Source organism: Pseudonocardia oceani, from assembly GCF_019263585.2.
GTDB lineage: Bacteria > Actinomycetota > Actinomycetes > Mycobacteriales > Pseudonocardiaceae > Pseudonocardia > Pseudonocardia oceani.
Map to the genome: position 1 here is coordinate 3,779,884 of NZ_JADQDF010000001.1, position 26,711 is coordinate 3,806,594.

25 protein-coding genes are annotated in these 26,711 nt (G+C 73.9%); 15 read left to right on the forward strand and 10 right to left on the reverse strand.

Going from position 1 to position 26,711, the window contains the following annotated elements:
- The first annotated feature begins 403 nt into the window (after positions 1–403).
- From I4I82_RS19020 to I4I82_RS19035, 4 genes are all read left to right on the forward strand, one after another.
- Positions 404–1,825 (forward strand): M1 family metallopeptidase, encoded by a 1,422-nt coding sequence (locus tag I4I82_RS19020; RefSeq protein ID WP_218591635.1) that lies wholly within the window; start codon positions 404–406, stop codon positions 1,823–1,825.
- 458 nt (positions 1,826–2,283) lie between these two features.
- The gene (locus I4I82_RS19025) at positions 2,284–3,726 is read left to right on the forward strand and encodes an ice-binding family protein (RefSeq protein ID WP_218595911.1); all 1,443 of its coding nucleotides are present in this window, start codon (positions 2,284–2,286) and stop codon (positions 3,724–3,726) included.
- Positions 3,727–3,808: 82 nt separating this feature from the next.
- Positions 3,809–4,459, forward strand: coding sequence for a class F sortase (locus I4I82_RS19030; protein WP_218591637.1), 651 nt, complete (start codon positions 3,809–3,811; stop codon positions 4,457–4,459).
- Positions 4,460–4,487: 28 nt separating this feature from the next.
- On the forward strand, positions 4,488–4,763 hold the full coding sequence (locus I4I82_RS19035; protein ID WP_218591638.1) for a hypothetical protein: 276 nt from the start codon (positions 4,488–4,490) through the stop codon (positions 4,761–4,763).
- A gap of 48 nt (positions 4,764–4,811) precedes the next feature.
- Here I4I82_RS19035 and I4I82_RS19040 read toward each other — a convergent pair whose 3' ends face one another.
- From I4I82_RS19040 to I4I82_RS19080, 9 genes are all read right to left on the reverse strand, one after another.
- Positions 4,812–5,879: a 3-deoxy-7-phosphoheptulonate synthase gene (locus I4I82_RS19040; protein ID WP_218591639.1), complete on the reverse strand. Its 1,068-nt coding sequence runs from the start codon at positions 5,877–5,879 to the stop codon at positions 4,812–4,814.
- Between the two features lie 181 nt (positions 5,880–6,060).
- Positions 6,061–6,453, reverse strand: coding sequence for a VOC family protein (locus I4I82_RS19045; RefSeq protein WP_225920629.1), 393 nt, complete (start codon positions 6,451–6,453; stop codon positions 6,061–6,063).
- A complete protein-coding gene (locus I4I82_RS19050) occupies positions 6,450–6,728 on the reverse strand; it encodes an ArsR/SmtB family transcription factor (RefSeq protein WP_218591640.1) in 279 nt (92 codons plus the stop codon). Before I4I82_RS19050 ends, I4I82_RS19045 begins: the two co-directional genes overlap by 4 nt.
- A 32-nt stretch (positions 6,729–6,760) precedes the next feature.
- On the reverse strand, positions 6,761–7,933 hold the full coding sequence (locus I4I82_RS19055) for a PP2C family protein-serine/threonine phosphatase (RefSeq protein ID WP_218591641.1): 1,173 nt from the start codon (positions 7,931–7,933) through the stop codon (positions 6,761–6,763).
- Positions 7,930–8,736 carry a polyphosphate kinase 2 gene (ppk2, locus tag I4I82_RS19060; protein WP_218591642.1) on the reverse strand — a complete coding sequence of 269 codons (807 nt, stop codon included), beginning with the start codon at positions 8,734–8,736 and terminating at the stop codon, positions 7,930–7,932. Before ppk2 ends, I4I82_RS19055 begins: the two co-directional genes overlap by 4 nt.
- Before the next feature lie 12 nt (positions 8,737–8,748).
- A complete protein-coding gene (locus tag I4I82_RS19065; protein WP_372451450.1) occupies positions 8,749–9,249 on the reverse strand; it encodes a TspO/MBR family protein in 501 nt (166 codons plus the stop codon).
- A 60-nt stretch (positions 9,250–9,309) separates the two neighbouring features.
- A complete protein-coding gene (locus I4I82_RS19070; RefSeq protein WP_218595912.1) occupies positions 9,310–10,170 on the reverse strand; it encodes an ABC transporter permease subunit in 861 nt (286 codons plus the stop codon).
- A 22-nt stretch (positions 10,171–10,192) separates the two neighbouring features.
- Complete coding sequence (locus I4I82_RS19075; RefSeq protein WP_218594275.1) at positions 10,193–11,179, reverse strand: ABC transporter ATP-binding protein; 987 nt, start codon at positions 11,177–11,179, stop codon at positions 10,193–10,195.
- The gene (locus tag I4I82_RS19080; RefSeq protein WP_218594274.1) at positions 11,176–12,240 is read right to left on the reverse strand and encodes a LolA family protein; all 1,065 of its coding nucleotides are present in this window, start codon (positions 12,238–12,240) and stop codon (positions 11,176–11,178) included. The genes I4I82_RS19075 and I4I82_RS19080 overlap by 4 nt, the downstream gene beginning before the upstream one ends.
- Before the next feature lie 75 nt (positions 12,241–12,315).
- Here I4I82_RS19080 and I4I82_RS19085 point away from each other — a divergent pair, with 75 nt between their 5' ends.
- The 4 genes from I4I82_RS19085 (at position 12,316) to I4I82_RS19100 (ending at position 16,593) form a co-directional block, all read left to right on the forward strand.
- Complete coding sequence (locus I4I82_RS19085; protein WP_172154509.1) at positions 12,316–12,999, forward strand: response regulator transcription factor; 684 nt, start codon at positions 12,316–12,318, stop codon at positions 12,997–12,999.
- Positions 12,996–14,318, forward strand: a complete 1,323-nt coding sequence (locus I4I82_RS19090) for a sensor histidine kinase (protein WP_218595913.1) — start codon at positions 12,996–12,998, stop codon at positions 14,316–14,318. Before I4I82_RS19085 ends, I4I82_RS19090 begins: the two co-directional genes overlap by 4 nt.
- Positions 14,319–14,904: 586 nt before the next feature.
- Positions 14,905–15,672 carry a (deoxy)nucleoside triphosphate pyrophosphohydrolase gene (locus I4I82_RS34645; RefSeq protein WP_275948780.1) on the forward strand — a complete coding sequence of 256 codons (768 nt, stop codon included), beginning with the start codon at positions 14,905–14,907 and terminating at the stop codon, positions 15,670–15,672.
- A 69-nt stretch (positions 15,673–15,741) separates the two neighbouring features.
- Entirely contained in the window at positions 15,742–16,593 is an 852-nt protein-coding gene (locus I4I82_RS19100; RefSeq protein ID WP_218594021.1) for a type IV toxin-antitoxin system AbiEi family antitoxin domain-containing protein, read from the forward strand.
- Between the two features lie 217 nt (positions 16,594–16,810).
- Here the strand turns inward: I4I82_RS19100 and I4I82_RS19105 are convergent, their stop codons facing one another.
- Positions 16,811–16,960, reverse strand: coding sequence for a hypothetical protein (locus I4I82_RS19105; RefSeq protein ID WP_218594022.1), 150 nt, complete (start codon positions 16,958–16,960; stop codon positions 16,811–16,813).
- 63 nt (positions 16,961–17,023) lie between these two features.
- On the opposite strand from I4I82_RS19105, the gene typA reads away from it, so the two are divergent.
- From typA to I4I82_RS19140, 7 genes are all read left to right on the forward strand, one after another.
- The gene (gene typA, locus I4I82_RS19110; protein WP_218594023.1) at positions 17,024–18,943 is read left to right on the forward strand and encodes a translational GTPase TypA; all 1,920 of its coding nucleotides are present in this window, start codon (positions 17,024–17,026) and stop codon (positions 18,941–18,943) included.
- A 34-nt stretch (positions 18,944–18,977) separates the two neighbouring features.
- Positions 18,978–20,744, forward strand: a complete 1,767-nt coding sequence (locus I4I82_RS19115; RefSeq protein WP_218594024.1) for an ABC transporter substrate-binding protein — start codon at positions 18,978–18,980, stop codon at positions 20,742–20,744.
- 223 nt (positions 20,745–20,967) lie between these two features.
- Positions 20,968–22,590 carry a peptide ABC transporter substrate-binding protein gene (locus tag I4I82_RS19120; protein WP_218595914.1) on the forward strand — a complete coding sequence of 541 codons (1,623 nt, stop codon included), beginning with the start codon at positions 20,968–20,970 and terminating at the stop codon, positions 22,588–22,590.
- Between the two features lie 118 nt (positions 22,591–22,708).
- Positions 22,709–23,632: an ABC transporter permease gene (locus tag I4I82_RS19125; protein ID WP_218593409.1), complete on the forward strand. Its 924-nt coding sequence runs from the start codon at positions 22,709–22,711 to the stop codon at positions 23,630–23,632.
- Complete coding sequence (locus I4I82_RS19130; protein WP_218593410.1) at positions 23,625–24,575, forward strand: ABC transporter permease; 951 nt, start codon at positions 23,625–23,627, stop codon at positions 24,573–24,575. The genes I4I82_RS19125 and I4I82_RS19130 overlap by 8 nt, the downstream gene beginning before the upstream one ends.
- Position 24,576: 1 nt before the next feature.
- Complete coding sequence (locus tag I4I82_RS19135) at positions 24,577–25,602, forward strand: ABC transporter ATP-binding protein (RefSeq protein ID WP_226370139.1); 1,026 nt, start codon at positions 24,577–24,579, stop codon at positions 25,600–25,602.
- Positions 25,595–26,692 carry an ABC transporter ATP-binding protein gene (locus tag I4I82_RS19140; RefSeq protein ID WP_218593411.1) on the forward strand — a complete coding sequence of 366 codons (1,098 nt, stop codon included), beginning with the start codon at positions 25,595–25,597 and terminating at the stop codon, positions 26,690–26,692. Before I4I82_RS19135 ends, I4I82_RS19140 begins: the two co-directional genes overlap by 8 nt.
- Positions 26,693–26,711: the final 19 nt, after the last annotated feature.

A 26,711-nucleotide genomic window follows, 5' to 3' on the forward strand; every position in this document is an offset into this window, starting at 1 on the left:
TACATGGGGTTCCTTCTTCGCTGACCTGTGTCAGCACATGACGAGCAGCCGTGTCGTGGCGGAGGGCAGCAGCGATCGACCGACCGGACGCCGGTTCGGCACTGCTGACCGTTCGCCCTCCCGGTACGGGGGGCGTGGTGCGCACCGCATCGCGTCGGGGCGGGCCGGTGTTCTCCAGCTCGGCGAGTCGCGGGACGCGCGGTGCGTCGTTTCGGGGTGGGGCCGCCGACGGGATCCGTCGCGCGGTGCTGGCCTGGGACCGGAACGACCCGACCCCCCGCTCGTACGTCGCTGCGTACCCACGGAGTGTGCGCCTCTCGTGACAGAACGGCAAGCCGGACTAGCTGAAACGCCTACCAGTGTTTGTCGATACGCGCGCTGCCGGGCGTGTCACGATGGCGTGATGCGCAGGTTCCTGGTGCTCGCGACGGTCGGCGTGCTGGTCCTGCCCGGGTGCGCCGCCGCGTCCGGCCCGGCGCTCGTCACCGCTCCCATCGAGGCGACGCCGGGCGCGCCCGGCATCGGCGACCCGTACTTCCCGCTCGACGGCAACGGCGGCTACGACGTCGACCGCTACGACCTCGATGTCTCCTACGCCCCCGAGACCGACGTGCTCGCCGGAGTCGCGACCGTCAGTGCGCGCGCGACGCAGGGGCTCTCGGCGTTCAACCTGGACCTGTCGGGGCTGGAGGTCCGGTCGGTCACGGTCGACGGCGCCGACGCCGCGTTCACCCGTGACGGCGGCGAGCTCACTGTCACCCCGGCCGCTCCGCTCGCCGAGGGCGCCGCGTTCACCGCGGTCGTCACCTACGACGGCGTCCCGCAGCTCGTCGAGGACAGCTTCGGCGCCGCCGGCTTCTTCGCCACCGGTGACGGCGCGCTGGTCGTCGGGCAGCCCGACGTCGCCGCCACCTGGTTCCCGGCCAACGACCACCCGCTCGACCCGGCCGCGTTCACCTTCCGGATCACCGCGCCCGAGGGGCTGGAGGCGGTCGCGAACGGGGTGCTGGAGTCGACGACCACCAGCGGCGGCTCGACCACCACCACCTGGGTCGCCGACCGGCCGATGGCGCCCTACCTCGCGGGCATGGCGATCGGCGAGTTCGACGTCCTCGCCTACGAGCAGGACGGCATTCGCTACTGGGACGCCTTCGCCCCCGACCTCGGCGGCGTGGACGCCGTCGCCCGCGCCGCGCTCGCCCGCCAGCCCGAGGTGCTCGCGTACCTGGCGCGGGTGTTCGGGCCCTACCCGTTCGACGTGGCGGGCGGCATCGTCGACGCCGAGCCGCGGCTGGCGTTCGCGCTGGAGAACCAGACCCGCCCGATCTACGCGCAGAGCTTCTTCGACGACGCGGTGTCGGGCGAGTCGGTTGTGGTGCACGAGCTGGCCCACCAGTGGTTCGGCGACGACCTGCCGCTCGCCCGCTGGAGCGACATCTGGCTCAACGAGGGCTTCGCGACCTACGCCGAGTGGCTGTGGAGCGAGCACGACGGGCGGGAGACGGTGGCGCAGCAGTTCGCCGCGGTCACCGCGATCCCGGCCGACGACCCGTTCTGGACGGTCCCGATCGGCGATCCCGGCCCCGACAGGATCTTCGACGAGGCCGTCTACGTCCGGGGCGCCATGACGCTGCACGCGCTGCGCACCGCCGTCGGCGACGAGGCCTTCTTCCGGATCCTGCCCGAGTGGGCCGCCCGGCGGTCGGGCCAGAACGTCACGACCGCCGACTTCGCCGCGCTCGCCGAGGAGGTCTCCGGGCAGGAGCTGGACGACCTGTTCACCACCTGGCTCGTCACGCCGGAGAAGCCCTCCGGGCTCGCCTGACGGCGACCGCCTCGTCCGCTCGGACGCCCGGCCGGCGCAGCGCTGCGCACGGTGGTCACCGGCCGTCAGTGCACGGTCGCCGGCGGGGCCGTCGGGACCGGCGACTGGTCCGGGCGAGGGCTCACACCTGTCCGTGGCGGGCTGCGGTGACGCTCCGTGCATCCCCGGTTGACAGGGCGTGCGACAAGCGTCAAGCTGTCATCTGTCAAGCAGCAGTAGGTGACCGCGACGAACGCGCGGTCGTGATCGCGCAGACCGTCACCTCCCCGGTGGCGCCCACGTCGTCCGGACCTGCCCAGCGGCCCCCCGAGCCGCGCGCGTCCCGGACCGCACGCACCTCTCCGGTCCTACGAGGCCGGCCGCCGCACCCCACGGCGCATCCACCCGGTGACGTCACCGGCTCATCACGGCACGCTCCCGAGGGGCGGCCGACCCCGCCTGGAGGCGATGTGCCCACCATGGACCAACCCGTGCCGCCCGGCACCAGAGCCGGCCGGATCGGTGCCGCCGTCACGGCGGTGATCGCCGTGGTCGTGGCGACCCTGATGCTGCTGTCCGCGGGCACGGCACTGGCTGCGACCTCGGTGCCGCTGGGCACGGCGGCGAGCTTCGCCGTGCTCGCGGGCTCGAGGGTGACCAACACCGGCCCGACGCAGGTGTCCGGCGACCTCGGCGTCAGCCCGGGCTCGGCCGTCACCGGGTTCCCGCCGGGTTTGGTCAGCGGCGGCACGCAGCACACGGCCGACGCCGTCGCGCTGCAGGCGCAGTCGGACCTGACGATCGCCTACAACAACGCCGCGGGTCAGCCCCGGGTCGGTGAGACGGCCACCGAGCTCGGTGGGCAGACCTTCGTGGCGGGCGTGTACGGCAACGCCGGCGAGCTGGGCCTGACCGGCACCGTCACCCTGGACGCGGAAGGCGATCCCGGCGCGGTCTTCATCTTCCAGGCCGGCTCGACCTTGATCACCGCGTCGAGAAGCACCGTCGCGCTGGTCAACGGTGCGGATGCGTGCAACGTGTTCTGGCAGGTCGGCAGCTCCGCGACGCTCGGCACCGGCACCGCGTTCCGCGGAACGGTCCTGGCTCTGACCTCGATCACCGCGAACACGGGCGCGACCGTGCAGGGCCGCCTGCTCGCCCGCAACGGCGCCGTCACCCTCGACTCCAACGTCATCGACCGGGCGGGCTGCGCCGCCACCCCCGCACCGGAGCCGACGGCCACGCCGACGACCACCACGACGGCCCCGCCGACGACGACCACGGCCCCGCCGACGACGACCGAGCCGCCGACGACGACCACGACGACCGAGGCGCCGACGACGACCACGACGACCGAGCCGCCGACGACCACGACGACCGAGCCGCCGACGACGACCACGACCGAGCCTCCGACGACGACCACGACGGCGCCGACGACCACGACCACGGTCCCGCCGACCACGACCACGACGGCCCCGACGACGACGCCGGGCAACCCCGGGAACCCCGGGAACCCCGGGAACCCCGGCAACCCGGGAAATCACGGTAGTCCCGGCAACCCGGGCGCCCCCGGAGACTCCGACGCACCCGGCGACGGTGACAACGATGGCGACGAGGACGACTCCGATGGTGGCGTCGACGACGGTTCCGGCGGCTCCGGCGACGGCGACGGCGGCGAGAGCGACGCCGGCGACGACACCGCCCCGGCCACGGGCAGTGGCTCCGGCGATTCGGACAGCGGTGGCAGCGGCGTGACCGGCAACGGATCCGGCGACGGCGTGGTCGTCCCCCTCGGCTACCCGGCCACCGGTGCGGGCGGTCCCTCCGCCCCGGACGTGGCCTGGGTCCTCGCGGGCGGACTGGTGCTCCTCGGCTCCGCCGCGGTCGCCCTGCAGTTCCACCGTCGCCGGAACGCGCGGTGACCACCGCAGGGTCGGGATCCCGGGGCTCGGCCGGTCGCGCCGGCCGGCCCGGGACGCCCGGCCGTCGACCCGGCGCCCGGCCGTGAGGTCCGGATCCCCGCGGCCGCCCCGGACCGGGTGGGGCTGGTGGCCCGTCGCGGCGGCCGGGGTGGCCCTGCTCGTCGTGGCGCTCGTCGCGGTGCCGTGGCTGGTCGACCGGCCGGTGCCGACGGCCGGCGGCGGCTCCGCCACGGCCGCGGCGCCGCGGGCACCGGCACCCGGCGTCGTCGTCCCGGTGTCGCGGCCCGTCACCCTCGACGTCCCCGCGATCGACCTGGCCGGCTCCCCGCTCGGGGAGCTGGGGCTCAACGCCGACGGGACCGTCGAGGTGCCCACCGACTACGCCACGGCGGGCTGGTTCGACCTCGGGCCCACGCCGGGGCAGGTCGGGGCGTCGGTCCTGCTCGGGCACGTCGACTCGACCACCGGCCCCGCCGTCTTCTTCCGCCTGCGCTCCCTGGAGGCGGGCGACCGCGTGGACGTGCGCCTGGCCGACGGGACGGTGGCGCGGTTCGCCGTCGAGACCGTCGAGACCCACCCGAAGGCCGAGTTCCCGGCCCAGCGGGTGTACACCTCGCCCGGATCGCGGGACCTGCGCCTCGTCACCTGCGGGGGCGAGTTCGACCCGGTGTCGGGGAGTTACGAGTCCAACGTCGTCGTCTACGCGACCCTGGTCGACTCCGTGCCCGCATGAACCGGCCCACCGACCGGGAGGGCGGCCCGTGACGGACCTGCGCGACGACTGGCCCGACCTGCTCGCCGACATGACCACCGAGCTCGACGAGTGCTCGGGCTACGTCGTGATGGTCACCGACTCCGTCACCGACGAGGTCGACGCCTACGGCCCGATGACCGCCGACGCGGCCGTCGAGGAGGCCGAGCGGATCCTGCGGGACCTGCACGGGCAGGGCCTGCGCGACGTCGTGGTGCGGATGGTCCGGCTGCACCTCCCCGAGGGCGACGGCGGGCGGGCCGCCGTCGCGCCCCGGTGGGGCTGATGCGCGGGTGACGGGCAGGCAGGCCTGCGCCGATCACACGCGTCGGCCTCACCCGCCGAGGGCCCGCCGCGCCACCACGGCCGCCGCCAGGTCGTCGAGGACGTCGGCGGTGGTGTCCCAGCCCATGCAGGAGTCGGTGACCGACCGGCCGTAGGTCGTGCCGGGCCCCAGGTCCTGGCGCCCCTCGACCAGGAAGCTCTCCAGCATCAGGCCGACGACGCCGCGGTCGCCGGCTGCGAGTCGGGCCGCCACCTCGCGCGCCACGCCGGCCTGACGGACGTGGTCCTTGCCGCTGTTGCCGTGGCTGGCGTCGACGATCACGCGCTCGGCCAGGCCGGCCTTCCGCATCCGCCCCAGCGCCGCCGCCACCGACTCCGCGTCGTGGTTGGGGCCGCCGGAGCCGCCGCGCAGGATGACGTGGCAGTCGGGGTTGCCGGCCGTGGTGACCAGCGCCGCGAGTCCGTCGGGGTTGATGCCCATGAACACGTGGCTCGCCGCGGCCGCGCCCACGCCGTCGACGGCGACCTGCACGTCCCCGTCGGTGCCGTTCTTGATCCCCACCGGCATCGACAGCCCACTGCACAGCTGGCGGTGCACCTGGCTCGCGGCCGTGCGCGCGCCGATCGAGCCCCAGCTCACGACATCGGCGAGGTACTGCGGCGTGATCGGGTCCAGGAACTCGCACCCCACCGGCAGCCCCAGCCCGTTCACCTCCAGCAGCAGGCGCCGCGCCATCCGCAGGCCCGCGTTCACGTCGAACGTGCCGTCCAGGTGCGGGTCGTTGATCAGGCCCTTCCAGCCGACGGTCGAACGCGGCTTCTCGAAGTAGGTCCGCATGACGATCCGCAGCTCGCCGGCGTGCCGGCCGGCCTGCGCGGCGAGGCGGTGGGCGTAGTCGAGCGCCGCCGCCGGGTCGTGGATCGAGCACGGGCCGACGACGACGAGCAGACGGTCGTCGCGGCCGTCGAGGACGTCGACGACCTCGGCCCGCGCGCGCGTGACGGTGTCGGCGACACCGTCGTCGACCGGCAGGTCGTGGCGCAGCAGGGAGGGGGAGATCAGCGGGCTGACGCGGACGGTGCGGTGCGCGTCGAGCGCAGGAACGGCGGTGAGCACGGGAGGGTCCTTGCTCCGGTGAGCGGCCCGCCGAGAAGTCCCCGTCCGAGCCGATCGATCCGGCTCGTGGGGTGGAGGTCAGCGCAGCGGTTCGCCGGCCGACCCGACACGGGCCGTCGCGGTAAACCAGTACTGGCGCTGCACGTCGGCGACAGTACCAGCCGGCCCAGGACTTCCCGCCTCAGGACTTCATGGTCGCGATCTGGATGAGGTTGCCGCAGGTGTCGTCGAGCGTCGCCACGGTGACCGGGCCCATGTCGACGGGCTCCTGCACGAACCGCACGCCGTCCGCGGACAGCCGGGCGAACTCGGCGTGCACGTCGTCGACGGCGAAGGACGTGAACGGGATGCCGTCGGCCACCAGCGCCTCCTTGAACGGGCGGGCGGCCGGGTGCTCGGAGGGCTCCAGCAGCAGTTCGGTGCCGTCGGGGTCCTGCGGGGACACGACGGTGAGCCAGCGGTGCTCGCCCATCGGGATGTCGTGCTTCGTCACGAAGCCGAGCTTGTCGGTGTAGAAGGCGAGCGCCTTGGCCTGGTCGTCGACGAACACGCTGGTGATGTTGATGCGGATCATGGCTGCTCCCGGATCGGCCAGCGCCCGAGGATCGAGCGCAGCGGGGTGGTGTCGAGGTGGTGGAACTTGTAGCGGCCCTCGCGCCGGGTCGTGACCAGACCGGCCTCCTCGAGCACCGCGAGGTGCTGGGAGACCGCCTGCCGTGACGACGTCAGGTCGTGCTTCATCACCAGGCGGGTGCAGATCTCGAACAGGGTCTGGCCGTCGCGGTCGACGAGCTCGTCGAGGATCGCGCGACGGGTGGGGTCGGCGATCGCCTTGAACACGGCGTCCACGGGACCGTTATAGGCAAGTGGCTACTTGCCTGTCAAGTGGTGGGCCCCCGCCAGTCGAGGCACAGCACGGTGGAGTCGTCGCGGAGGTCGCCGCCGGTCGCGTCGATGACGGCGTCGCTGAGCGCGCGCACCACCTCGCGCGGGTGCAGGGCGGCGCTGGCCCCGAGCACCGTGGGGACGTCCACGTGCGCGCTGTTGCGGTCCAGCACGCCGTCGGTGACGAGCAGCAGGCGGTCGCCGGGCCGCAGCGCCACCTCCTGGATCTGGTGCACGACGCCGGGGTAGATGCCGAACGGCAGGTCGATGGCGAGCTCGACCTCGCGGACGACCCCGTCGCGCAGCAGGACCGGGAACGGGTGCCCGGCGTTCACGATGCGGACGACACCGGTCGCGAGGTCGATCCGCGCCACCTGCCCGGTGACGAACGCGCCGACCGACGAGTGCTGCGCCAGCGCGTCGTTCGCGGACAGGACCTGCTCGGGCAGGCCCAGGCTGCGCCGGCGCCCGTTGCGCAGGCTGCTGACCAGCACGGTCGCCAGCAGCGAGGCGTGCACGTCGTTGCCGACGGCGTCGGTGATCGACAGGTGCAGGGTGTCGCGGTCGAGCGCGTAGTCGAACGTGTCGCCGCCGACGGTGTTGGCCGGCTCCAGCCAGCCCGCGAGGCTGAACGTCGCGGCGTCGCAGCTGAACGCGCCGGGCAGCAGGCGGCGCTGGATCTCCGCGGCGAGGGAGAACGGCGCGGTGCGCTGGCCCCACTCGAACAGGTCGGTGTAGCGGCGGTTGGCGACCACGACGTAGCCGAACGCGTGCGCGACCTCCCGCACCTCGCCCAGTGCGGCGTCGTCGGGCGGCTTCGGCAGCCACAGCTCCAGCACGCCGATCGCGTCGCCGCGCACCGTGACCGGCACCGTCACGACGACGCCGCCGTCGTGCTCGCGCACGTCGAGCGCCTGCGACCGCAGCACCGCCTCGTAGACGGTGCCGGCCAGCGCGACGGTCTCGGCGACGTCCTCGCCGTGGCGCCGCGTGCCCGCGCGCGCCCAGCTCGACCGGTCGAAGCGCACGACGAAGCGGCCGGAGTAGTCGGTGATCAGCAGGTTGACGTGCCGGGCGCCGATGACGTCGGACAGCTCGTCCTCGGCGACCTCCACGGCGTCGACGGGCGCCGCGTCGTCGATGCGTCCCAGCAGGGAGCGGCGGGTCACGCGCCGCCGTCCCCGAGCAGGGTCGCGGCGTGGTCGGGGACCTCGTGGAAGCGCTCGCGCGGCGGGCGCTGGTACCCCCGCTGCGGCGGACGCTTCGGCAGTCTGAGCTTGCGGCCGGGCACCGGTTCCCACGGCACGCTGTCGAGCAGGTGGGCGATCATGTTGATCCGGGCGCGGCGCTTGTCCTCGGCCTCGACCACCAGCCACGGCGACGTCGGGGTGTCGGTGTGGGCGAACATCTCGTCCTTGGCGCGGGAGTAGTCCTCCCAGCGCGTGATCGACTCGAGGTCCATCGGGGAGAGCTTCCACTGCCGCATCGGGTCCTTCATGCGGTCGCGGAACCGGCGCTCCTGCTCGGCGTCGCTGACGGAGAACCAGTACTTGCGCAGCAGGATCCCGTCCTCGACCAGCAGCTCCTCGAACACCGGGCACTGCCGCAGGAAGCGCGCGTGCTCGTCGGGGGTGCAGAAGCCCATGACGCGCTCGACGCCGCCGCGGTTGTACCAGCTGCGGTCGAGCAGCACGATCTCCCCGGCCGCCGGCAGGTGCTCGATGTAGCGCTGGAAGTACCACTGCGACCGCTCGCGCTCCGAGGGCGCGGGCAGCGCCACGATGCGGCAGATGCGCGGGTTGAGGTACTCCGCGACGCGCTTGATCGCGCCGCCCTTGCCGGCCGCGTCGCGGCCCTCGAACACGACGACGAGCCGGGCGCCGGTCGTGCGCACCCACTCCTGCATGTGGACGAGCTCGCCCTGCAGGCGCAGCAGTTCTGTCTCGTACGGAACGCGGGGAAGCCGGGCCATGCGGCCATCGTGCTAGTTCAGCATCCAGATGGCGAGGTTGAGGGCCGAGGCGAAGGTGACCCAGGCGGCGTAGGGCAGCAGCAGCAGCGCCGCGGGGCGGCTGTGGCGGGCGAACAGCACGATCGTCGCGACGATCGTCAGCCACAGCAGCACGATCTCGACGAAGGCCGCGCCGAACAGCCCGGCGCCGAAGAACAGTGGCGTCCACAGGGCGTTGAGGACGAGCTGGGCGGCCCAGACGGTCAGCGCGGTGCGCGCGCCGCTCCAGCCGTCCGTGCGCCAGACGAGCCAGGCGGCGACGGCGATCGTGACGTAGAGGACGGTCCAGACGGGCCCGAACAGCCACGACGGCGGTGCCCAGGACGGCTGCACGAAGCTGCCGTACTGCTCGGACGCCGAGAGGGACGCCAGGCCGCCGACGACGGCGACGAGGACGACGGCGGCACCGAAGACGGCCAGACCGGCGACGGCGTTGGGGACGGTGGGGCGCGGATCCAGCGCAGTGGTACTCACGTGAAGATTCTCGCTCATCGAGAGAGTTTCTGCACGCTCGCAAGTCGGGAGGGCGGTCGCTCAGGCGTCGCGGCGCAGCATCCGGTAGGTCGTCACACCCATGCCGACGGCGACGTAGCAGAGCGCCCGCAGCGAGCTGTCGACCATGCCGTCGAGCGGGAGCGGGTCGCGGAGCGCGTCGGCCCCGGCGGCCCAGCCGCTCGTGAGCAGCCACGGCTGCAGCCACTCCAGCGCCGGGATCGCGGCCAGCACGCCGAACACGATCAGCCCGCCCAGCACCGCGGCGAGGACGACGAGCGGGTGCTCGGTGAACGCCGAGACCGCCAGCGCCACCGCCCCGACCGCCGCCAGCTGCCCGACCACCCACACCACGACCAGGCCGACCCGCAGCAGCGCCCCGCCCAGCCCGACCGACGTGCCCGACAGCGTGACCAGCTGCCCCTCGGCCCCGCCCACGACCACCAGCCCGGCGAGGACGCCGACGACGGCGACCACGAGCGTGGCCAGCGTGGCGACGACGAGCACGCCGAACGCCTTCATCACGACCAGCCGCAGCCGCGAGACCGGCGAGAGCAGCAGCCCGCGCAGCGTGCCGTGCGCGCTCTCCCCGGCGATCGCGTCGGCCGCGGCCATCGAGACGGCCAGCGGCAGCAGCAGCGCGAGCGAGAGCGTCATCGCCGCGACGGGCAGCACGAGACCGTTGCCGGCGACCGCGGTGATCAGCCCCGGCCCGCGACCGGTGGACCCGGCGACGGCGACGCCGATCGAGATCAGCACCGGGATCAGCGCGAACAGCCCGAGCATCACCAGCGTGCGCGGGCGGCGCAGGACCCAGCGCAGCTCCGCGCCGAGCAGCCGGCCGAACGGGGCGGTGCGGGGGGTCCCTGCGCGAGTGGTCGGGTCGGTGACCGCGGCCGTCATCGGGTCTCCTCCGTCGAGGTGCTCACTCCGACAAGCTCCGTTCGGTCAGCCGCGCGAACAGCTCCTCGAGCCGGGCGCGGCGGCGCCGGGCCTCCTGCACGGCGACGCCCGCGCGCACGAGCAGCGCGATCGTCTCCGCGGTGGGCGGGCCGTCCTCGCCGACGACGACGCCGGGCTCGTCACCCGGCGCGCGGTACGCCGCGACACCCGCCTCCCGGAGGACGCCGAGCGCGAGGTCGACGTCGGGGGTGACGACGTCGAGGCCGCCGGTGCCCGACTCCAGCAGCGCGGCCAGCTCGCCCGCGGCCACCAGGGACCCGGACTGCAGCACGGCCACGTGCGTGCACGTCGCCTCGACCTCGTCGAGCAGGTGCGAGGACACGATCACCGTCGACCCCGCGGCGTGCAGTTCGGCGATGATCCGCCGGACGTCGCGGGTGCCGGCGGGGTCGAGGCCGTTGGTCGGCTCGTCGAGGACGACGAGCCGACGCGGCAGCAGCAGCGCGCCGGCCAGGCCGAGGCGCTGCTTCATGCCCAGGGAGTAGCCGCGGAACCGGCGGCCCGCGGCGGGGGTGAGCCCGACGCGCTCCAGCGCGGCGTCCACGGCGCCGGGAATCTCCCGCGAGCCGAGCAGCGGCTCGGTGGCCGCCACCCGCAGCAGGTTCTCCCGGCCCGAGAGGAACGGGTGGAACCCCGGACCCTCGACGAGCGCGCCGACGTGCGGCAGCGCACGGGCGGCGTCGTCGGGGATCGCGTGACCCAGCAGCTCCGCGGTGCCGGAGTCGGCGCGGGTGAGCCCGAGCAGCATCCGGATGAGCGTGGTCTTGCCCGAGCCGTTCGGGCCGAGCATGCCGAGCACGGAGCCGGCGGGGACGTCGAGGTCGATGCCGTCGACGGCCACCGTCGAGCCGAACGCCTTGCGCAGCCCGATCGCGCGGGCGGCCAGCGGGGTGGACGCGGCGACCGGGGGCACCGTCGCCGCGTCCAGCACGGAGGGGGTCGTCGTCACCGCGCGAGGGCCTCGGTGAGGACCTGTTCGGGGACGGCGCCCGCGGCGACGCGGCCGTCGTCGGTGACGATCGCGTTGGCCACGGCCGTGCTGATCAGCGTGCCGCTGCCCCACGCGCCGCTCACGGGGGTGCCCAGGGCGCGGAGGTCGGTCGGCGCGTCGCCCTCGTCGTCACCCTGCGGCGCGGTCGCGTCGGCCGGGACTCCTGCGACCACGACGGTGTCCCAGCCCTCGCCGACGGTCGTCGGCTCGGCGCCCTCGGGGCGCGCGGGACGCTCGCCCTCGGGCCGGTCGGCCCCGGGCTCCTGCACGGTCGACCCGGGCGGCGGGGTGAAGGTGAACAGCGACGCGTCCTGCGCGCCGAACGACAGGTCGGTGAACCCGACCTGCAGCGCGGGGTCGGACGAGCCGGTGGCCAGCACCGTCATCCGCAGCGGGACGCGCTGCTCGGCGTCGACGGCGATGCGCACCTCGCGCAGCAGCGTCCGCTCGTCGGGCGCGGGGGTGAGCACGAGCTCGTAGGCCGGGCGGCCCGCGACCTCGGCCGTGCCGTCGACGGTGACGACGCTGCTGGTCTGCAGCGTGCGGATCGCCTCGGTGGCCGCGGCGGTCGGGTCGGCCATGTCCCCGCCGTCCGGGGAGCCGGCGCCGTCCGGGCGGTCCTCGCGGGTGCCCTGGGTGACCGTGCGCTCCTGCGAGTCGTAGGCCCAGAACGTGGTGCCGTCGGTGACGAACGTCTTCTCGCCGTCGGAGGTGGGCAGCTGCACGCGGCCGCCGTCCTCCCCGTTCGACCAGATCCGGGCGGTGCTCGTGCCGTCGGCGGCCTGCGGCGCGCCGGGCAGGGCCGGCAGCCCGAGCGAGTTGTCGAGCTCCACGGTGCCCGCGAAGGCGTCCGGGTCGGCCGCCAGCACGGAGGCCACGAGGTCCTCCGGCGTGACCGGCGGCAGCTCCGGGGCCGCGCCCGCTCCGGCCGGCGCGGCCAGCAGTCCCAGTCCGACCACCCCGGCGACCGCGATCCCCGCGGCTGCCGTGCGGCCCGTCGTCCATCGTCCGGTTCCCATGGGCACAGCCTGACCCACGACGGCTGAGAGATGTCTGAGGTGAGGTGCGCGGGGTGGCGGTACGTTCGCCGGGACATGGCGCGCGTGCTGGTGGTCGACGACGAACCGGGCCTCCGCACGGCCATGACCAGGGGGCTCACCGCGGAGGGCATGGAGGTCGTCGCGCGCGGCGACGGCGACTCGGCGCTGGAGGCGGCCCTCACCGGCACGTTCGACGCGATCGTCCTCGACATCATCCTGCCGGGCCTGTCGGGCTACCGGGTGCTCGAGCAGCTGCGCGCGGCGGGCGTCGACACGCCGGTGCTGCTCGTCTCGGCCAAGGACGGCGAGTGGGACCAGGCCGACGGCCTCGACCTCGGCGCCGACGGCTACCTCGTCAAGCCCTTCGCGTTCGTCGTGCTCGTCGCTCAGCTCAAGGCGCTGCTGCGCCGGCGCGACGCCGCGCTCGGGCGGGTCGGGCAGCGCGTGCGGCTCGGGTCGCTCGTCGTCGACCCGGTGGCGCGGGCGGTGAGCTTCGACGGCGAGCCGGTGGAGCTCTCGCCGCGCGAGTTCGCGCTGCTGCACGCGCTCGCCAGCCGCCCCGACACCGTCGTCGCGAAGGACGAGCTGCTGCGGATCGTGTGGGGCGACGAGGGCGCGGCCAGCCGCAACGTCGTCGAGGTCTACGTCGGGTACCTGCGCCGCAAGCTCGACGCCGTCGGCGCCGGGCAGGTGCTGCGGACGGTGCGCGGCTTCGGGTACCTCGTGTCGTCGTCGTGACCCGCCTGCGCCGCTGGTGGGCCGGGCGCGGGCTGCGGTTCCGGATCACCGTCGTCGTCGGCGCGGTGGCGCTGGTGGCGCTGCTCGGGCTGAGCCGCCTCGGCGTCGGGCTCCTCTACTCGACGCTGCTCGGCGCGGCCGACGAGGAGCTGCGGACGGACGCCTCGGCGGTCGTCGCGGCGCTGCAGGCGGGGGAGGCGCCGTCGGCGGCGCGGACGCCGACGGTCCGGGTCGTCGACACCGCCGGTGACCCCGTCGACGGCGGCCCCGCGCTGCCCCTGGAACCCGGGGCGGTCCGCGTGCTGGCGGCGGGCGAGGGCGTCGTCTCGGGGCGGTTCGACGAGCTGCGGCGCTACCTCGCGGTGCCCGCCGTGCTGCCCGACGGTTCGACGCGGCTGGTCGTGGCCGCGGGCGACATCGTCGGCGGTGCCGTGCTGCTCGCCCGCGCCGCCGGGCTGTTCGTGCTGGCCGCGCTGCTGGTGGCGGCGATCGTCGTCGTGGCGGCGTGGGCCGCCACGCGCGCCGCGCTGCGCCCGGTGGAGCGGCTGCGCGCCGCGGCGGCGGCACTGCCCACGGGGGAGCGGCTGCCGGTGCCCGTCGCGCGCGACGAGCTGCGGTCGCTGGCGGAGGAGGTGAACCGGCTGCTGGCTCGGCGCGACGACGCCGTCGCGCGGCTGCAGGCGTTCACCGGCGACGCCGCGCACGAGCTGCGCTCCCCGGTCGCGGCGATCCGGGCGCAGGCCGAGGTGGCGGTCGCGCACCCCGACCCGGACCTGGCCGACGAGACGCTGCGCGCCGTCGCCGTGGAGGCGGAGCGGCTCACCGACCTGCTGTCGGACCTGCTCGCCCTCGCCCGCGCCGACGCCGGGCGCCGGCCGGACCCCCGGCCCGTCGACCTGGTGGCCGCGGCGCGGGCCGCGATCGCCCGGGCCGGCGACCCGCCGCCCGCGCTCGACCTGGTGGCCCCCGCCCCGGCCCGGGTCGCGGCCGGGCCGGCGGAGGTCGACCTGGTGCTCGACAACCTCGTCGCCAACGCCCGCCGCCACGCCCGGACCGTGGTGCGGATCGGGGTGCTGCCGGACGGGCGGTGGGTGCGGCTGGTGGTCGAGGACGACGGCCTCGGCATCCCGCCCGCCGACCGCGAGCGCGTGTTCGACCGCTTCGTGCGCCTGGACCCGGAGGCCGGCGGCGGGGCGGGCCTGGGGCTCGCCCTGGTGGCGGCCCTGGTGCAGGGCCGGGGCGGCCAGGTCGTGGCGGGGGAGGCGGCGGGGGGTGGGGCGCGCTTCGAGCTCCGCTGGCCCACGGCCCCACCCCATTGACCCCGCGAGTTCGCCGGTCCCGCCCGGCGAGTTGGCCCACGCCGCCCGCGATTCGGGCTCTGGTGGTGCGCGGGTCGGGGTGTGGCTGCGTCGAGGGCGCGCCTCGCCGCCGCACACCGCCGGGCCTTGATCGCCAGGAGTGGTCGGATCAGGCCATCGGTGACCGCCTCCGACCACTTCCGCCGATCAAGGCCAGATGGCGCTGGCCGTCCCCGGTGATCGTCGAGATCGCACCGCCACGGCCCCGCCGACGACCGCCACGACGCACTTCCGGTGATCACCGGCTCGCGGGTGGCAGGAGCGCGCCCTCACGGTCGCGGAAGGACGCTGGAGTGACGGTCCTGGCGATCACGAGGCGCGGGCGGGCGGCGGACGGGAGTGATCGCCGGGAGTGGGCGAGAAGTGTCATCAGTGGCCCCGTCCGACCACTCCTGACGATCAAGGCCGATCCGCCCGTCGCCACCCCGGCCACCCCGCCCCAGCCGACCGTGCCCGGCGAGCCCGCCGCCGCCCGCCGCCGCCCGCCGCCGCCCGCCCCCCACGCCCGCCGACGTCGCCGGATGCGCACTCCTGCCACCATCACCCTGTGCCCGTCCTCCGCCTCGAGACGCTGATCCCCGCGCCCCCGCGCACGGTGGCCGGGGCGGTCCGCGACGCGAGGACCTGGGCGGCGGTGTTCGACGGGTTCGTCGCCCCCGCCCGGTGGTTGGCCGCGGGTCACCGGGTCCGGACGGGGACCCGGGGTGAGCTGCGGGTCGGCCGCGTCTCCGAGCACGGCCTGACGGCCGCAGGCCCGGCGATCAGCCTCACCGTCGTGCTCACCCCCGACGGCGACGGCACCCGCATGCGCGACGCGGTGACCACCGGCGACGCGGTGAGCGCCGACGCCGAGCTGACCGCCGACGACGCCGGGCACCTGCTGGCCGCGCGCGCCGCGGCGATCACGGCGACGGCGCGGGCGATGGCGGCGTCGCAGGTCGTCGTCGCCACGGCCCTGGTCCACGACGGACGTGTGCTCGCCGCACAGCGGACGCGGCCACCGGAGCTCGCGGGGTTGTGGGAGCTGCCGGGCGGGCGGGTCGAGGCGGGGGAGTCGGAGGCCGCGGCGGTGGTGCGGGAGTGCCGCGAGGAGCTGGGCACGACGGTCGTCGTCGGGGAGCGGATCGCCACCGACCTGCGCATCGCCGCCGGCGTGCTGCGCGTCCACACCGCCCGCCCCGCTGGCGCCGCCCCGCCGCCGCGGGCGCTGGAGCACGCGGCGCTGCGCTGGGTGGCGGCCGGTGAGGTCGCCGCCGTCGACTGGGTCGGGGCGGACCGCGCCGTCGTCGCCGACCTCGTCGCCCTGCTCGCCTGACCGTTCGCGGGCGCACCCGATCCGGCGGGGAGCGGAACCGCGGGGCCCGGGGAGCCGTCGAGTGCGGTCATGACGGTCGTCTCCCTGCTGGCCCGCCAGGCCGGCGTCCTCTCCCGCGACCAGGCGCTGCGCGCGGGCCTGCCGCCCGCCGCGGTCGACCACCTCGTCCGCCGCCGGCGCTGGACGTCGCTGCACCCGCAGGTCTACCTGGCGGCGGGGCACCGGCACGGCGACGAGGCCGCCGTCCGCGCCGCCGTGCTGTGGGCCGGGGACGACGCGGTGCTGACGGGACGGGCCGCGGCGTGGTGGCACGGCATCGTCGACGACCCGCCGCCCGCGGTGCGGGTGGCGGTGCCGCCGCACCGCACCCCGCGCAGCCGGCCCACCGTCGACGTCCGGCGCCGCGCGCTGCACCCCGACGACGTCACCGTCCTGCGCGGCCTCCGGATCACCGCCGAGCCGCTCACGGTGCTGGACACGGCGGTCGAGCTCGGGGACGGCTTCCTCGACCACGCGCTGCAGCGCGTGGTCCGCTTCCCCGCCGTGCACGCGGCGCAGTGCCGCAACCCCGGCTCGGCGCGGGCAGGGCAGCTCCTCGCGGCCGCCGCCGACCGCTCCGCGCCCGTCGCCGAGGATCTCCTCCTGCGGGTCCTGCGCGCCTCCGGGACAACAGGATGGCGCGCGGTCCCGGCCGCGGGTGTCGTGTTCCCAGAGGCGCGCGTCGCCGTCGCGGTCGACGGGTGGGCGTGGCGCGCAGACCCGGGTGCCGGCGAGCGGCGCAGCGACGCGCTCGCACCCGGTTGGACGCTCCTGCGCTGGACCTTCCACGACCTCGTGGAGCGGCCGGGGACCGTGCTCGCGGGGATCGCGGCGGCGGTCGGGGGCGTCCGGCACGTGGATCCGGCCCTGACGATGACGTGACCTTGGTCACGCTCGGTCGTCGCCGACGCCCGAGGAGGAGAAGGGTGTGGGGACCTGTGGCCCGGCCCCGACGGGCGGCCGCGGAGCGTCGGCGCTCGACGTCGAGGGGCCGGGAGCGCCGGAGACCCCCGTCACTGCACCGACCGGCCGAACCGCGTCCGGCAACCGCCCGTCGCCGTAACGCCGCCGCTCACCGGGCCGGGGCGGGCGGATCGGTTCAGTAGACGCGTGCGGCCTTGACCGCCCGCCGGAGCTCCTTGCCCTGCAGACCCTTGTCCTCGATCCTGCGCAGGCGCAGTGCGACGACCGGGCAGTTGGAGCAGCGCTTCGGCTTCGAGCGGCAGCACTTCTTCTTCACCTTGCCCATGGTGAGGGGAGCCTAGGCTCACACCTGGGCGAAGGCCAGAGGACGGACCGCTACCGTGAACAGGTGAGCACCGCTATCTCGTCCGCACCCGCAGGCCCCGGCGTGACCCGCGGGGACGGCGCGCTGCGCAACGTCGCCATCGTCGCGCACGTCGACCACGGGAAGACCACCCTCGTCGACGCCATGCTGCGCGCCTCCGGCGCGTTCGGTGAGCGCGCCGCCGTCGTCGACCGGATCATGGACTCCGGCGACCTCGAGCGCGAGAAGGGCATCACGATCCTCGCCAAGCACACGGCGATCAACTGGCACGGGATGACGCTCAACGTCGTCGACACCCCCGGCCACGCCGACTTCGGAGGTGAGGTCGAGCGCGGCCTCTCGATGGTCGACGGTGTCGTGCTGCTCGTCGACGCCTCCGAGGGCCCGCTCCCGCAGACCCGCTTCGTGCTGCGCAAGACGCTGATCGCCGGGCTGCCGGTCGTGCTGGTCGTCAACAAGACCGACCGCCCCGACGCCCGCTGCGAGGAGGTCGTCGACGAGAGCCTCGAGCTGCTCCTGGAGCTGGCCGACGAGCTGGAGCTCGACGAGACCATGACCTCGCGCCTGCTCGACCTCCCCGTCGTCTACGCGAGCGGCCGCGCCGGGCGCGCGTCCCGCAACCGCCCCGCCGACGGCGACCTCCCCGACGAGCCGGGCCTCGAGAGCCTCTTCGACGTCATCGCCGAGACGGTCCCGCCGCCCGCCGACGACGCCGACGCGCCGCTGCAGGCCCACGTCACCAACCTCGACGCCTCGTCGTTCCTCGGCCGCATCGCGCTGTGCCGCGTCCGCGCCGGCGTCATCCGCCGCGGCCAGCAGGTCGCCTGGATGCAGGACGGCGGCAAGGTCACCCGCGTCAAGATCACCGAGCTGCTGCGCACCGAGGCGCTCACCCGCGTGCCGGCCGACGCCGCCTACGCCGGTGACCTCGTCGCCGTCGCCGGCATCCCGGACGTCACCATCGGCGACACCCTCGCCGACCCGGAGACCCCGGTCGCCCTGCCGCGCATCCACGTCGACGAGCCCGCCATCTCGGTGACCATCGGCATCAACACGAGCCCGCTCGTGGGCCGCGACCCGCGCCCGGGCACCAAGCTCACCGCCCGCCAGGTCAAGGGCCGCCTCGACTCCGAGCTGATCGGCAACGTGTCGCTGCGCGTGCTGCCCACCGAGCGCCCCGACGCGTGGGAGGTGCAGGGCCGCGGTGAGCTGGCGCTGGCCATCCTCGTCGAGACCATGCGCCGCGAGGGCTTCGAGATGACCGTCGGCAAGCCCGAGGTCGTCACGCAGATGATCGACGGCAAGCTGCACGAGCCGTTCGAGCAGCTCTCCGCCGACGTCCCCACCGAGCACCTCGGCGCCGTCACGCAGCTCCTCGCGGGCCGCAAGGGCGAGATGAGCCAGATGGTGCACGGCGAGAGCCGCGTCCGTCTCGACTACCGGGTGCCCTCGCGCGGCCTGATCGGCTTCCGCACCGAGTTCCTCACGATCACGCGCGGCGCCGGCATCGTCAGCCACGTCTTCGACGGCTACGGCCCGTGGGTCGGCGAGATCAACAACCGCCTCCGCGGCTCGCTGATCGCCGACCGCACCGGCCCCGTCACCGGCTACGCCGTGGAGCAGCTCGCCGACCGCGGCGTCCTGTTCATCGGCCCCGGCACGCAGGTCTACGCGGGCATGGTGATCGGCGAGTACACGCGCGCCGAGGACCTCGAGGTCAACATCGTCCGCGAGAAGAAGCTGACGAACATGCGCAAGTCGACGAGCGACGAGCTGGTCAAGCTCACGCCGCCGACCGTGCTGAACCTCGAGCAGAGCCTGGAGTTCTGCGCCAACGACGAGTGCGTCGAGGTGACGCCGGAGTCGGTGCGGATCCGCAAGGTCGAGCTCGACTCGCACCTGCGCAACCGCCAGCGCTCGCGCGCGAAGCAGGCCACCGGCTGACGGGCGCGTCACTCCTCGGTGGCAGGATGACCGGGTGACGCGCGCGCTGGTGGTGGCCCTGCTGGCGGTCGTGCTGGCCGCCTGCACCGCCGTCCCGTCGCCGCAGCCCGCGCCCACCGCGCCGGAGCCCACCGCGCAGCTCGAGCCCACGGAGCTGGTGGTCGGCGTCGAGGACCTCGGGGCGGGGTACAACCCGCACCTGCTGGCCCACTCCTCGCCGCTCACCACGGCCGTCGCGGCGCTCGTGCTCCCCTCGGTGTTCCGGCCCGGCGCCGACGGCGTCCCGCAGCTCGACCGCACCATCGCCACCAGCGCCGAGGTCGTGTCCACCGAGCCCTTCACGGTGAGCTACGAGCTCAACCTGGAGGCGTCCTGGTCGACGAACACGCCCATCGCGGCGGAGGACTTCGTCTACCTGTGGGAGCAGATGCGCGCCGACCCCGGCGTGTCCGACGGCGCGGGCTACCGGCTCATCACCGACGTGCGCTCGCGCGCGGGCGGCAAGGCCGTCGACGTCGTGTTCGACCAGCCCTACCCGGCGTGGCGCGAGCTGTTCGCCGACCTGCTGCCCGCCCACCTGCTCAAGGACGCCCCCGGCTCCTGGATCGGCGCCACGACCGGCGGCCTGCCCGCCTCGGGCGGCCCGTTCCGCATCGCCACCGTCGACGCCGGGCGCGGCGAGGTCGTGCTCGCCCGCAACGACACCTACTGGGACACCCCCGCCGTCCTCGACACCCTGGTCCTGCGCCGCCTCGACGACGCTGCGATGGCCACGGGCCTGGCCGTCGGCGACGTCGACGTGGCGCTCACCGAGGCCGACCCGGCCGTCCGCACGGCCCTGGGCGGCCTGACGCCGGTACCGCGCACCCAGCTCGCGCCGCTGCCGACGGTCACCCAGCTCGGCCTGCGCGCCGACGACGGCCCGCTGCGCGACCCGCGCGCCCGGCGGGGCGTCGCCGCCCTTCTCGACCGCGAGGCGATCCGGCTCTCGGTCGCCCCCGAGTCGCTGCCGGCCGACGCCTTCGGGCGGGCGCCGTCCGAGCCCGGTTACGCGGCGAGCGCGCCCGAGGGCGCTCCCGCGCGGCCCGACCCGATCGCCGCGGAGCAGCTCCTGGCGTCGGCGGGCTGGACGCGCGACACCTCGGGCAACTGGGCCGTCGACGGCGCGCCCGTGGCGCTCGTGATCGGCTCGGCCGAGGAGCGCCCCGAGGACGGCCGCGTGGCGCGCCTCGTCGCCGCCCAGCTGACGGTCGCCGGGATCGACGCCGTCGCCGTCGAGTCGCCCGCGGCGGAGGTGCTGGTGCAGGCCACCGTCCCCGCCGGCGAGGTGACCACGACGACCGGGCCCTCCACGAGCACGACCTCCCCGTCCTCGTCCCCGTCGCCGGGTGCGCCGACCTCCCCGGCGGCGGCCCCGCCGGCCGGCGGGGGAGTGCCGGTGGACGTCGTCGTGGGCCCGCGCACCGTCGGCGGCGACCCCGGCACCGAGCTCGCGTCCGACTACGGCTGCGCGCTGCCCACCGACCTCGTGCCCGACCCCCCGGCGTCGCCCACCGGGTTCTGCTTCCCGGCACTGCAGCTGCTCCTGGAGTCCCTCGCCACCGGCAGCGGCACCGAGGACCCGGCGCGCTTCGCGACGGCGGAGCAGGTGCTGTGGGCGCAGCTCCCGGCGCTGCCGCTGTTCCAGCCGGTGGCGCTCGTCGTCAGCAGCGGGGCGGCCGACGCCGCCACGGGCGTCGGGCCGGGCCCGCTCACCGAAGGCCCCCTGGCGGGCGCCGCACGGTGGAGCGAGCCGGGGTGACACCCCGGCGCCAACCGTAGTTACCAACAGGTAGGTTGTTGTCGGCGCAGGGTTCAACTCCGATCACCCTTTGGTCACGATGGCAGGGCCGCGGGTGACGAGTCCCGAACCGCTCCCTACCGTCCCGTGGGTTCGGCGAGCCGCCCCGACACAGATGGGCACCGGCTCGTGCGAGGAAGGCCGCCCGACCGGGCGTCCAGCAGAGAGAGGTCAGGAACAAAGCATGACGAGATCGAGGGTTGCTTCGGTTGTCGCGCTCGGCGTGGCATCCGCGCTGATGCTCGCGGCCTGTGGCGGGGGTGGCTCGTCCGAGGGTGGGGGAGCGGGAGCTCCCGGGGGCGGCACCTTCTCGCTGAACATCAACAGCGACCCGGAGAACCCGCTGGTGCCCGGCAACACCACGGAGAGCGAGGGCGGCCAGGTCATCCGCGCGCTGTTCACGCCGCTGGTGAGCTACAACACCGAGACCGTCGAGATCGAGTACGGCGCCGTGGCCGAGTCCATCGAGACCGAGGACAACACGACCTTCACGGTCACCCTCAAGGACGGCTGGACCTTCCACGACGGCTCGCCGATCACGTCGAGCTCCTTCGTCGACGCCTGGAACTACACGGCGAACGTCGAGAACGCCCAGGGCGGGGCCTACTTCTTCAGCAAGATCGCCGGCTACGACGGCGAGAACCCGAAGCCGGCCATGGAGGGCTTGCAGGTCGTCGACGACCTCACCTTCACCGTGCAGCTGTCCGCGCCCTTCTCGCAGTTCCCGCTGATGACCGGCTACACGCCGTTCTCGCCGCTGCCGGAGGCGTTCTTCGCCGACCCGGACGCCTTCGGACGTCAGCCCATCGGTAACGGCCCGTTCAAGGCCGACACCGAGTACGTCCCGGGCCAGGGCATCACGCTGTCGCGCTTCGAGGAGTACGCGGGTGACAACCCGGCCCAGGCCGGCGGCATCGACGTCCGGCTGATCTCCGACGTCAACACCGCCTACAACGAGCTCATCGGCGGCAACCTCGACGTGTTCCGCTACCAGGTCCCGCCGGAGCTGGCGACCATCGCGCCCGACGAGCTCGGCGACCGGTTCTTCGAGCGGGAGGCCTCGTCGTTCACCTTCATGGGCTTCCCGGTCTACGACCCGCGGTTCCAGGACCCGCGCGTCCGGCAGGCCTTCTCCATGGCCGTCGACCGCCCCGCGATCACCGAGGCGATCTTCTCCGGCACCCGGACCCCGGCCTACGACATCATCCCGCCGACGATCGACGGGCACCGCCCCGACGCCTGCCAGTTCTGCCAGTACGACCCGGCGCGGGCGCAGCAGCTGCTGACCGAGTCGGGCTTCGACACCTCGCAGCCGGTGGAGCTGTGGTTCAACTCCGGCGCCGGTCACGACGCCTGGGTGCAGGCGGTGGGCAACCAGCTCCAGCAGAACCTCGGCATCACCTACTCGCTGCGCGGTGACCTGGACTTCGCCCAGTACCTGCCGCTGGCCGAGGAGCAGGGCATGACCGGTCCCTTCCGCCTCGGCTGGAGCATGGACTACCCGAGCCCGGAGAACTTCCTCGGACCGCTGTTCACCAGCGCGGGCCTGCCGCCGGCCGGGTCGAACTACCCGTTCTACTCCAACCCGGAGGTCGAACGACTCGTCGCGGAGGCCAACGCCGCATCCACCAACGAGGAAGCGGTCGCGCTGTACCAGCAGGCCGACGACATCGTGCTGACCGAGCTGCCGGTCATGCCGATCTTCTTCTCGGTCTCCCAGGGCGGGCACTCGGAGAACGTCGACAACGTGCAGTTCAGCCCGTTCGCCACCGACATCGTGCTCACCGATGTGACGGTGAACGGCTGAGTTCCCGCCGGCACAGGGGCGCGGTCCGGTCGATTCCGGGCCGCGCCCCCTGCCACGTCGAGCGACCGTTCCACTCCGACCGACCCGTCCCCGGGCAGGCGAAAGCCGAGGTCCACTCGTGTCCCGCTACATCGCGCGCCGACTGCTACTGGCGATCCCCGTACTGATCGGCGCATCGTTCTTCATCTTCTTCCTGGTCTACGCGCTGCCCGGCGATCCCGTCCGGGCGTTGGCCGGTGACCGTCCGCTGGCTCCCGGCGTCATCGCGGAGCTGCGTGAGCGGTACAACCTGGACGATCCCGTCTTCGTGCAGTACCTCAAGTACATCGGCGGGCTGCTGCAGGGCGACCTCGGCATCGACTTCAGTGGCCGTCCGGTCTCCGAGACGATCACCCAACGTCTCCCGGTCACCGCGCAGCTCGCCCTCACCGCTCTGGTCATCGAAGCGGTGATCGGGCTGATCGCCGGGATCGTCGCAGGTGTCCGCCGCGGCAGCTACCTCGACAACCTGGTGCTCGTCAGCACGACGTTCCTGGTGTCGATCCCCGTGTTCGTGCTCGGGTTCACGCTGCAGTACTTCCTGGGCGTGCAGATCCCGCTCTTCCCGATCAGCGGAACCAACGAGGGGCTCTACAGCTACCTCCTGCCGGGCTTCGTGCTCGCCACCGCCTCGATGGCCTACGTCGCCCGCCTGCTGCGCACGAGCCTCGCGGAGAACCTGCGCAACGACTACGTCCGCACGGCCCGGGCCAAGGGCCTGCCCGAGCGGATGGTGATCGGCAAGCACACCCTGCGCAACAGCCTGATCGCCGTCGTCACCTTCATCGGCGCCGACTTCGGCACCCTGATGGGCGGGGCGATCGTCACCGAGGGCGTGTTCAACCTGCCGGGTATCGGACGCGCGGTGTTCGACGCCGTCCGCTCGCAGGAGGGCACGGTGGTCGTCGGGATCACCACCTTCCTGATCTTCGTGTACATCTTCTTCAACCTGCTGGCGGACGTGCTCTACGCCGCCCTCGACCCTCGGATCCGGTATGAGTAGCCCCCGCACGGACCAGCAGGCCGGCGACGGCGGGACGGCCGCGCCGGGAGACGGGTCGCCCGCCGAGACGACGGCACCCACGACCACCGCGGCCGTGGCGCAGGCCGGCCTGTGGGGCGACGTCTGGCGTCAGCTGCGCCGCTCGCCCCAGTTCCTGATCGGCTCGGCCGTCATCGCGGTGCTCGCGCTGATGGCGCTCGTTCCCCAGCTGTTCACCCGCATCGACCCGCGGCAGTGCGACCTCGCCCGCAGCCGTCGACCCCCGAGTGCCGAGGCCTGGTTCGGGTACGACGTCCAGGGCTGCGACTACTACGCCAACGTCATCTACGGTGCGCGGTCCTCGATCAGCGTCGGGTTGATCGTCGTCGGGGGAGCACTCGTCATCGCGCTGGTGCTCGGGGCGATCGCCGGGTTCTGGCCGGGCTGGCGCGACAACGTCATCGCCCGCGTCGCCGACGTCTTCTACGGGATGCCGTTCATCCTCGGCGCGATCATCATCCTCTACCAGTTCGACGAGCGCGGGGTGCTGCAGGTCGCGCTGGCACTGCTGCTGCTCACCTGGATGACGCCGATGCGGCTGGTCCGCGCGAGCGTGGTGGCCATCCGCGACTCCGACTACGTGCAGGCCGCCCGGGCGCTCGGCGCCACCGACCTGCGGATCATCACCCGGCACATCCTGCCCAACGCGCTCGCGCCGGTGCTCGTGTACGCCACGATCACCATCGGGGCCGTCATCTCGGCGGAGGCCACGCTGTCGTTCCTCGGGGTCGGGCTCCGGCTCCCGGCGATCTCGTGGGGCCTGATGATCGGCGAGGCGCAGAACTACGTGCGGACCTCCCTGCACCTGCTGCTGTTCCCCGGCGCGTTCCTCGTCGTCACCGTGCTGTCCTTCATCAGCGTCGGTGACGCGCTGCGCGACGCCCTCGACCCGAAGATGCGGTGACGTGAACCTTCCGCTGACCGAGCCGGGCGCCGCCGACGGCGCGCCCGGCGACCACCTGCTGGAGGTCGACGGCCTGTCCGTCGAGTTCCGCACCGACTACGGCACCGTGCGGGCCGTCCGCGACGTGAGCTGGCACCTGGACAAGGGCGAGACCCTGGCGATCCTGGGCGAGTCCGGATCGGGTAAGAGCGTGAGCGCCCAGGCGATCATGGGGATCCTGGACAGCCCGCCCGCGCGGATCACCTCCGGGAAGATCCGGTTCAACGGCACCGACCTGCTCACGCTGCCCGCCGACGAGCAGCGGGCCATGCGCGGCGAGCAGATCTCGATGGTCTTCCAGGACGCGCTGTCGGCGCTGAACCCCGTGTTCACCGTCGGCGCGCAGATCGCCGAGATGTTCCGCGTGCACCGCGGGACGTCGAGGAAGGAGGCGATGGACAAGGCCGCGGAGCTGATGGACCGGGTGCGGATCCCCGGCGCGCGCAACCGCGTCAAGGACCACCCGCACCAGTTCTCCGGCGGCATGCGCCAGCGCGTCATGATCGCGATGGCGCTGGCGCTCGACCCGGCGGTGATCATCGCCGACGAGCCGACCACCGCGCTCGACGTCACGGTGCAGGCCCAGATCATCGACCTGCTGCTGGACCTGCAGCGGGAGAACGGGATGGGCATCGTCCTGATCACCCACGACCTCGGGGTGGTCGCCGAGACCGCCGACCGGGTCGGGGTGATGTACGCGGGGCGGATCGTGGAGACCGGCTCCATCGAGGAGGTGTTCTCCCGCCCGGCTCACCCGTACACCGTGGGGCTGATGAACAGCATCCCGCGCGTCGACCAGATCGGGAGCCGGCTCTCGCCGATCGTCGGGTCGCCGCCCAGCCTGGCCGCCATCCCGGTCGGCTGCGCCTTCCACCCGCGCTGTCCCCGGGCGGTCGACCGGTGCCGGTCCGAGGACCCGCCGCTGATCGACGTCGGACCGGGGCGCCGCAGTGCGTGCCACTTCGCGAAGGACGTGCTCGATGCCTGAGTCGGACGGTCTCACGAAGGTCGCCCCCGTCGACCGCGGCGGCGAGCCGCTGCTGCGGGTGTCGGGTCTGGTGAAGCACTTCCCGATCCGGTCGGGGATCGTGCGGCGCCGGGTGGTCGGGCAGGTCCGGGCCGTCGACGGGGTGGACCTGGAGCTCTACCCGCGCGAGACGGTCGGGCTGGTCGGCGAGTCCGGCTGCGGCAAGTCGACGGTGACCAAGGTGCTCATGGCGCTGGAGAAGCCGACGGCCGGTCAGGTCAGCTACAAGGGCCGCGACGTCTTCGCCATGGACGCCAAGGAACTGCGCACGCTGCGGCGGCAGATCCAGATCATCTTCCAGGACCCCTACACCTCGCTGAACCCGCGCATGACCGTCGGCGACATCGTGGGGGAGCCCTACGAGATCCACCCCGAGGTGGAGCCGAAGGCGGGCCGGCAGCAGGCGGTGCGCGACCTGCTCGACCGGGTCGGGCTCAACCCCGACTTCGTCAACCGCTACCCGCACCAGTTCTCCGGCGGCCAGCGCCAGCGCATCGGCATCGCCCGGGCGCTCGCGCTCAAGCCCGAGATCATCGTGTGCGACGAGCCGGTGTCGGCGCTCGACGTGTCGGTGCAGGCCCAGGTGATCAACCTGCTGGAGGACCTGCAGAACGAGTTCGGGCTGTCCTACCTGTTCATCGCCCACGACCTGTCGGTGGTGCGCCACATCAGCGACCGGGTCAACGTGATGTACCTGGGCCGCATCATCGAGAGCGGGAGCAACACCGACGTCTACGAGCGGCCGGCACACCCCTACACGCAGGCGCTGCTGTCCTCGGTGCCGTCGCACGACCTGGCGCTGCGGGGGAGGAAGAAGCGGATCGTGCTGCAGGGCGACCTCCCCTCGCCGGTCGACCCGCCGTCGGGCTGCCACTTCCGCACCCGCTGCTGGAAGGCCCAGGACGTCTGCGCCGAGGACTACCCGGAGCTGCTCGACCGCGGCCAGGGGCACCGGTCGGCCTGCCACTTCGCCGATGCCGTCGACATCATCCACGGGGAGCTGCCGCCGGCGCCCGGCGGCGCGGGCGATCCCCGGCCGGGCGAGTACTGACCCGCGTCTAGGGTGGCGT

Excerpts from the sequence above, each read along its gene's own strand:
- I4I82_RS19020 (WP_218591635.1), top strand. The coding sequence starts at position 404 with ATGCGCAGGTTCCTGGTGCTCGCGACGGTCGGCGTGCTGGTCCTGCCC.
- I4I82_RS19025 (WP_218595911.1), top strand. The coding sequence starts at position 2,284 with ATGGACCAACCCGTGCCGCCCGGCACCAGAGCCGGCCGGATCGGTGCC.
- I4I82_RS19045 (WP_225920629.1), bottom strand. The coding sequence starts at position 6,453 with ATGATCCGCATCAACATCACCAGCGTGTTCGTCGACGACCAGGCCAAG.
- ppk2 (WP_218591642.1), bottom strand. The coding sequence starts at position 8,736 with ATGGCCCGGCTTCCCCGCGTTCCGTACGAGACAGAACTGCTGCGCCTG.
- I4I82_RS19070 (WP_218595912.1), bottom strand. The coding sequence starts at position 10,170 with ATGACGGCCGCGGTCACCGACCCGACCACTCGCGCAGGGACCCCCCGC.
- I4I82_RS19080 (WP_218594274.1), bottom strand. The coding sequence starts at position 12,240 with ATGGGAACCGGACGATGGACGACGGGCCGCACGGCAGCCGCGGGGATC.
- I4I82_RS19085 (WP_172154509.1), top strand. The coding sequence starts at position 12,316 with ATGGCGCGCGTGCTGGTGGTCGACGACGAACCGGGCCTCCGCACGGCC.
- I4I82_RS19100 (WP_218594021.1), top strand. The coding sequence starts at position 15,742 with ATGACGGTCGTCTCCCTGCTGGCCCGCCAGGCCGGCGTCCTCTCCCGC.
- I4I82_RS19105 (WP_218594022.1), bottom strand. The coding sequence starts at position 16,960 with ATGGGCAAGGTGAAGAAGAAGTGCTGCCGCTCGAAGCCGAAGCGCTGC.
- I4I82_RS19120 (WP_218595914.1), top strand. The coding sequence starts at position 20,968 with ATGACGAGATCGAGGGTTGCTTCGGTTGTCGCGCTCGGCGTGGCATCC.
- I4I82_RS19130 (WP_218593410.1), top strand. The coding sequence starts at position 23,625 with ATGAGTAGCCCCCGCACGGACCAGCAGGCCGGCGACGGCGGGACGGCC.
- I4I82_RS19140 (WP_218593411.1), top strand. The coding sequence starts at position 25,595 with ATGCCTGAGTCGGACGGTCTCACGAAGGTCGCCCCCGTCGACCGCGGC.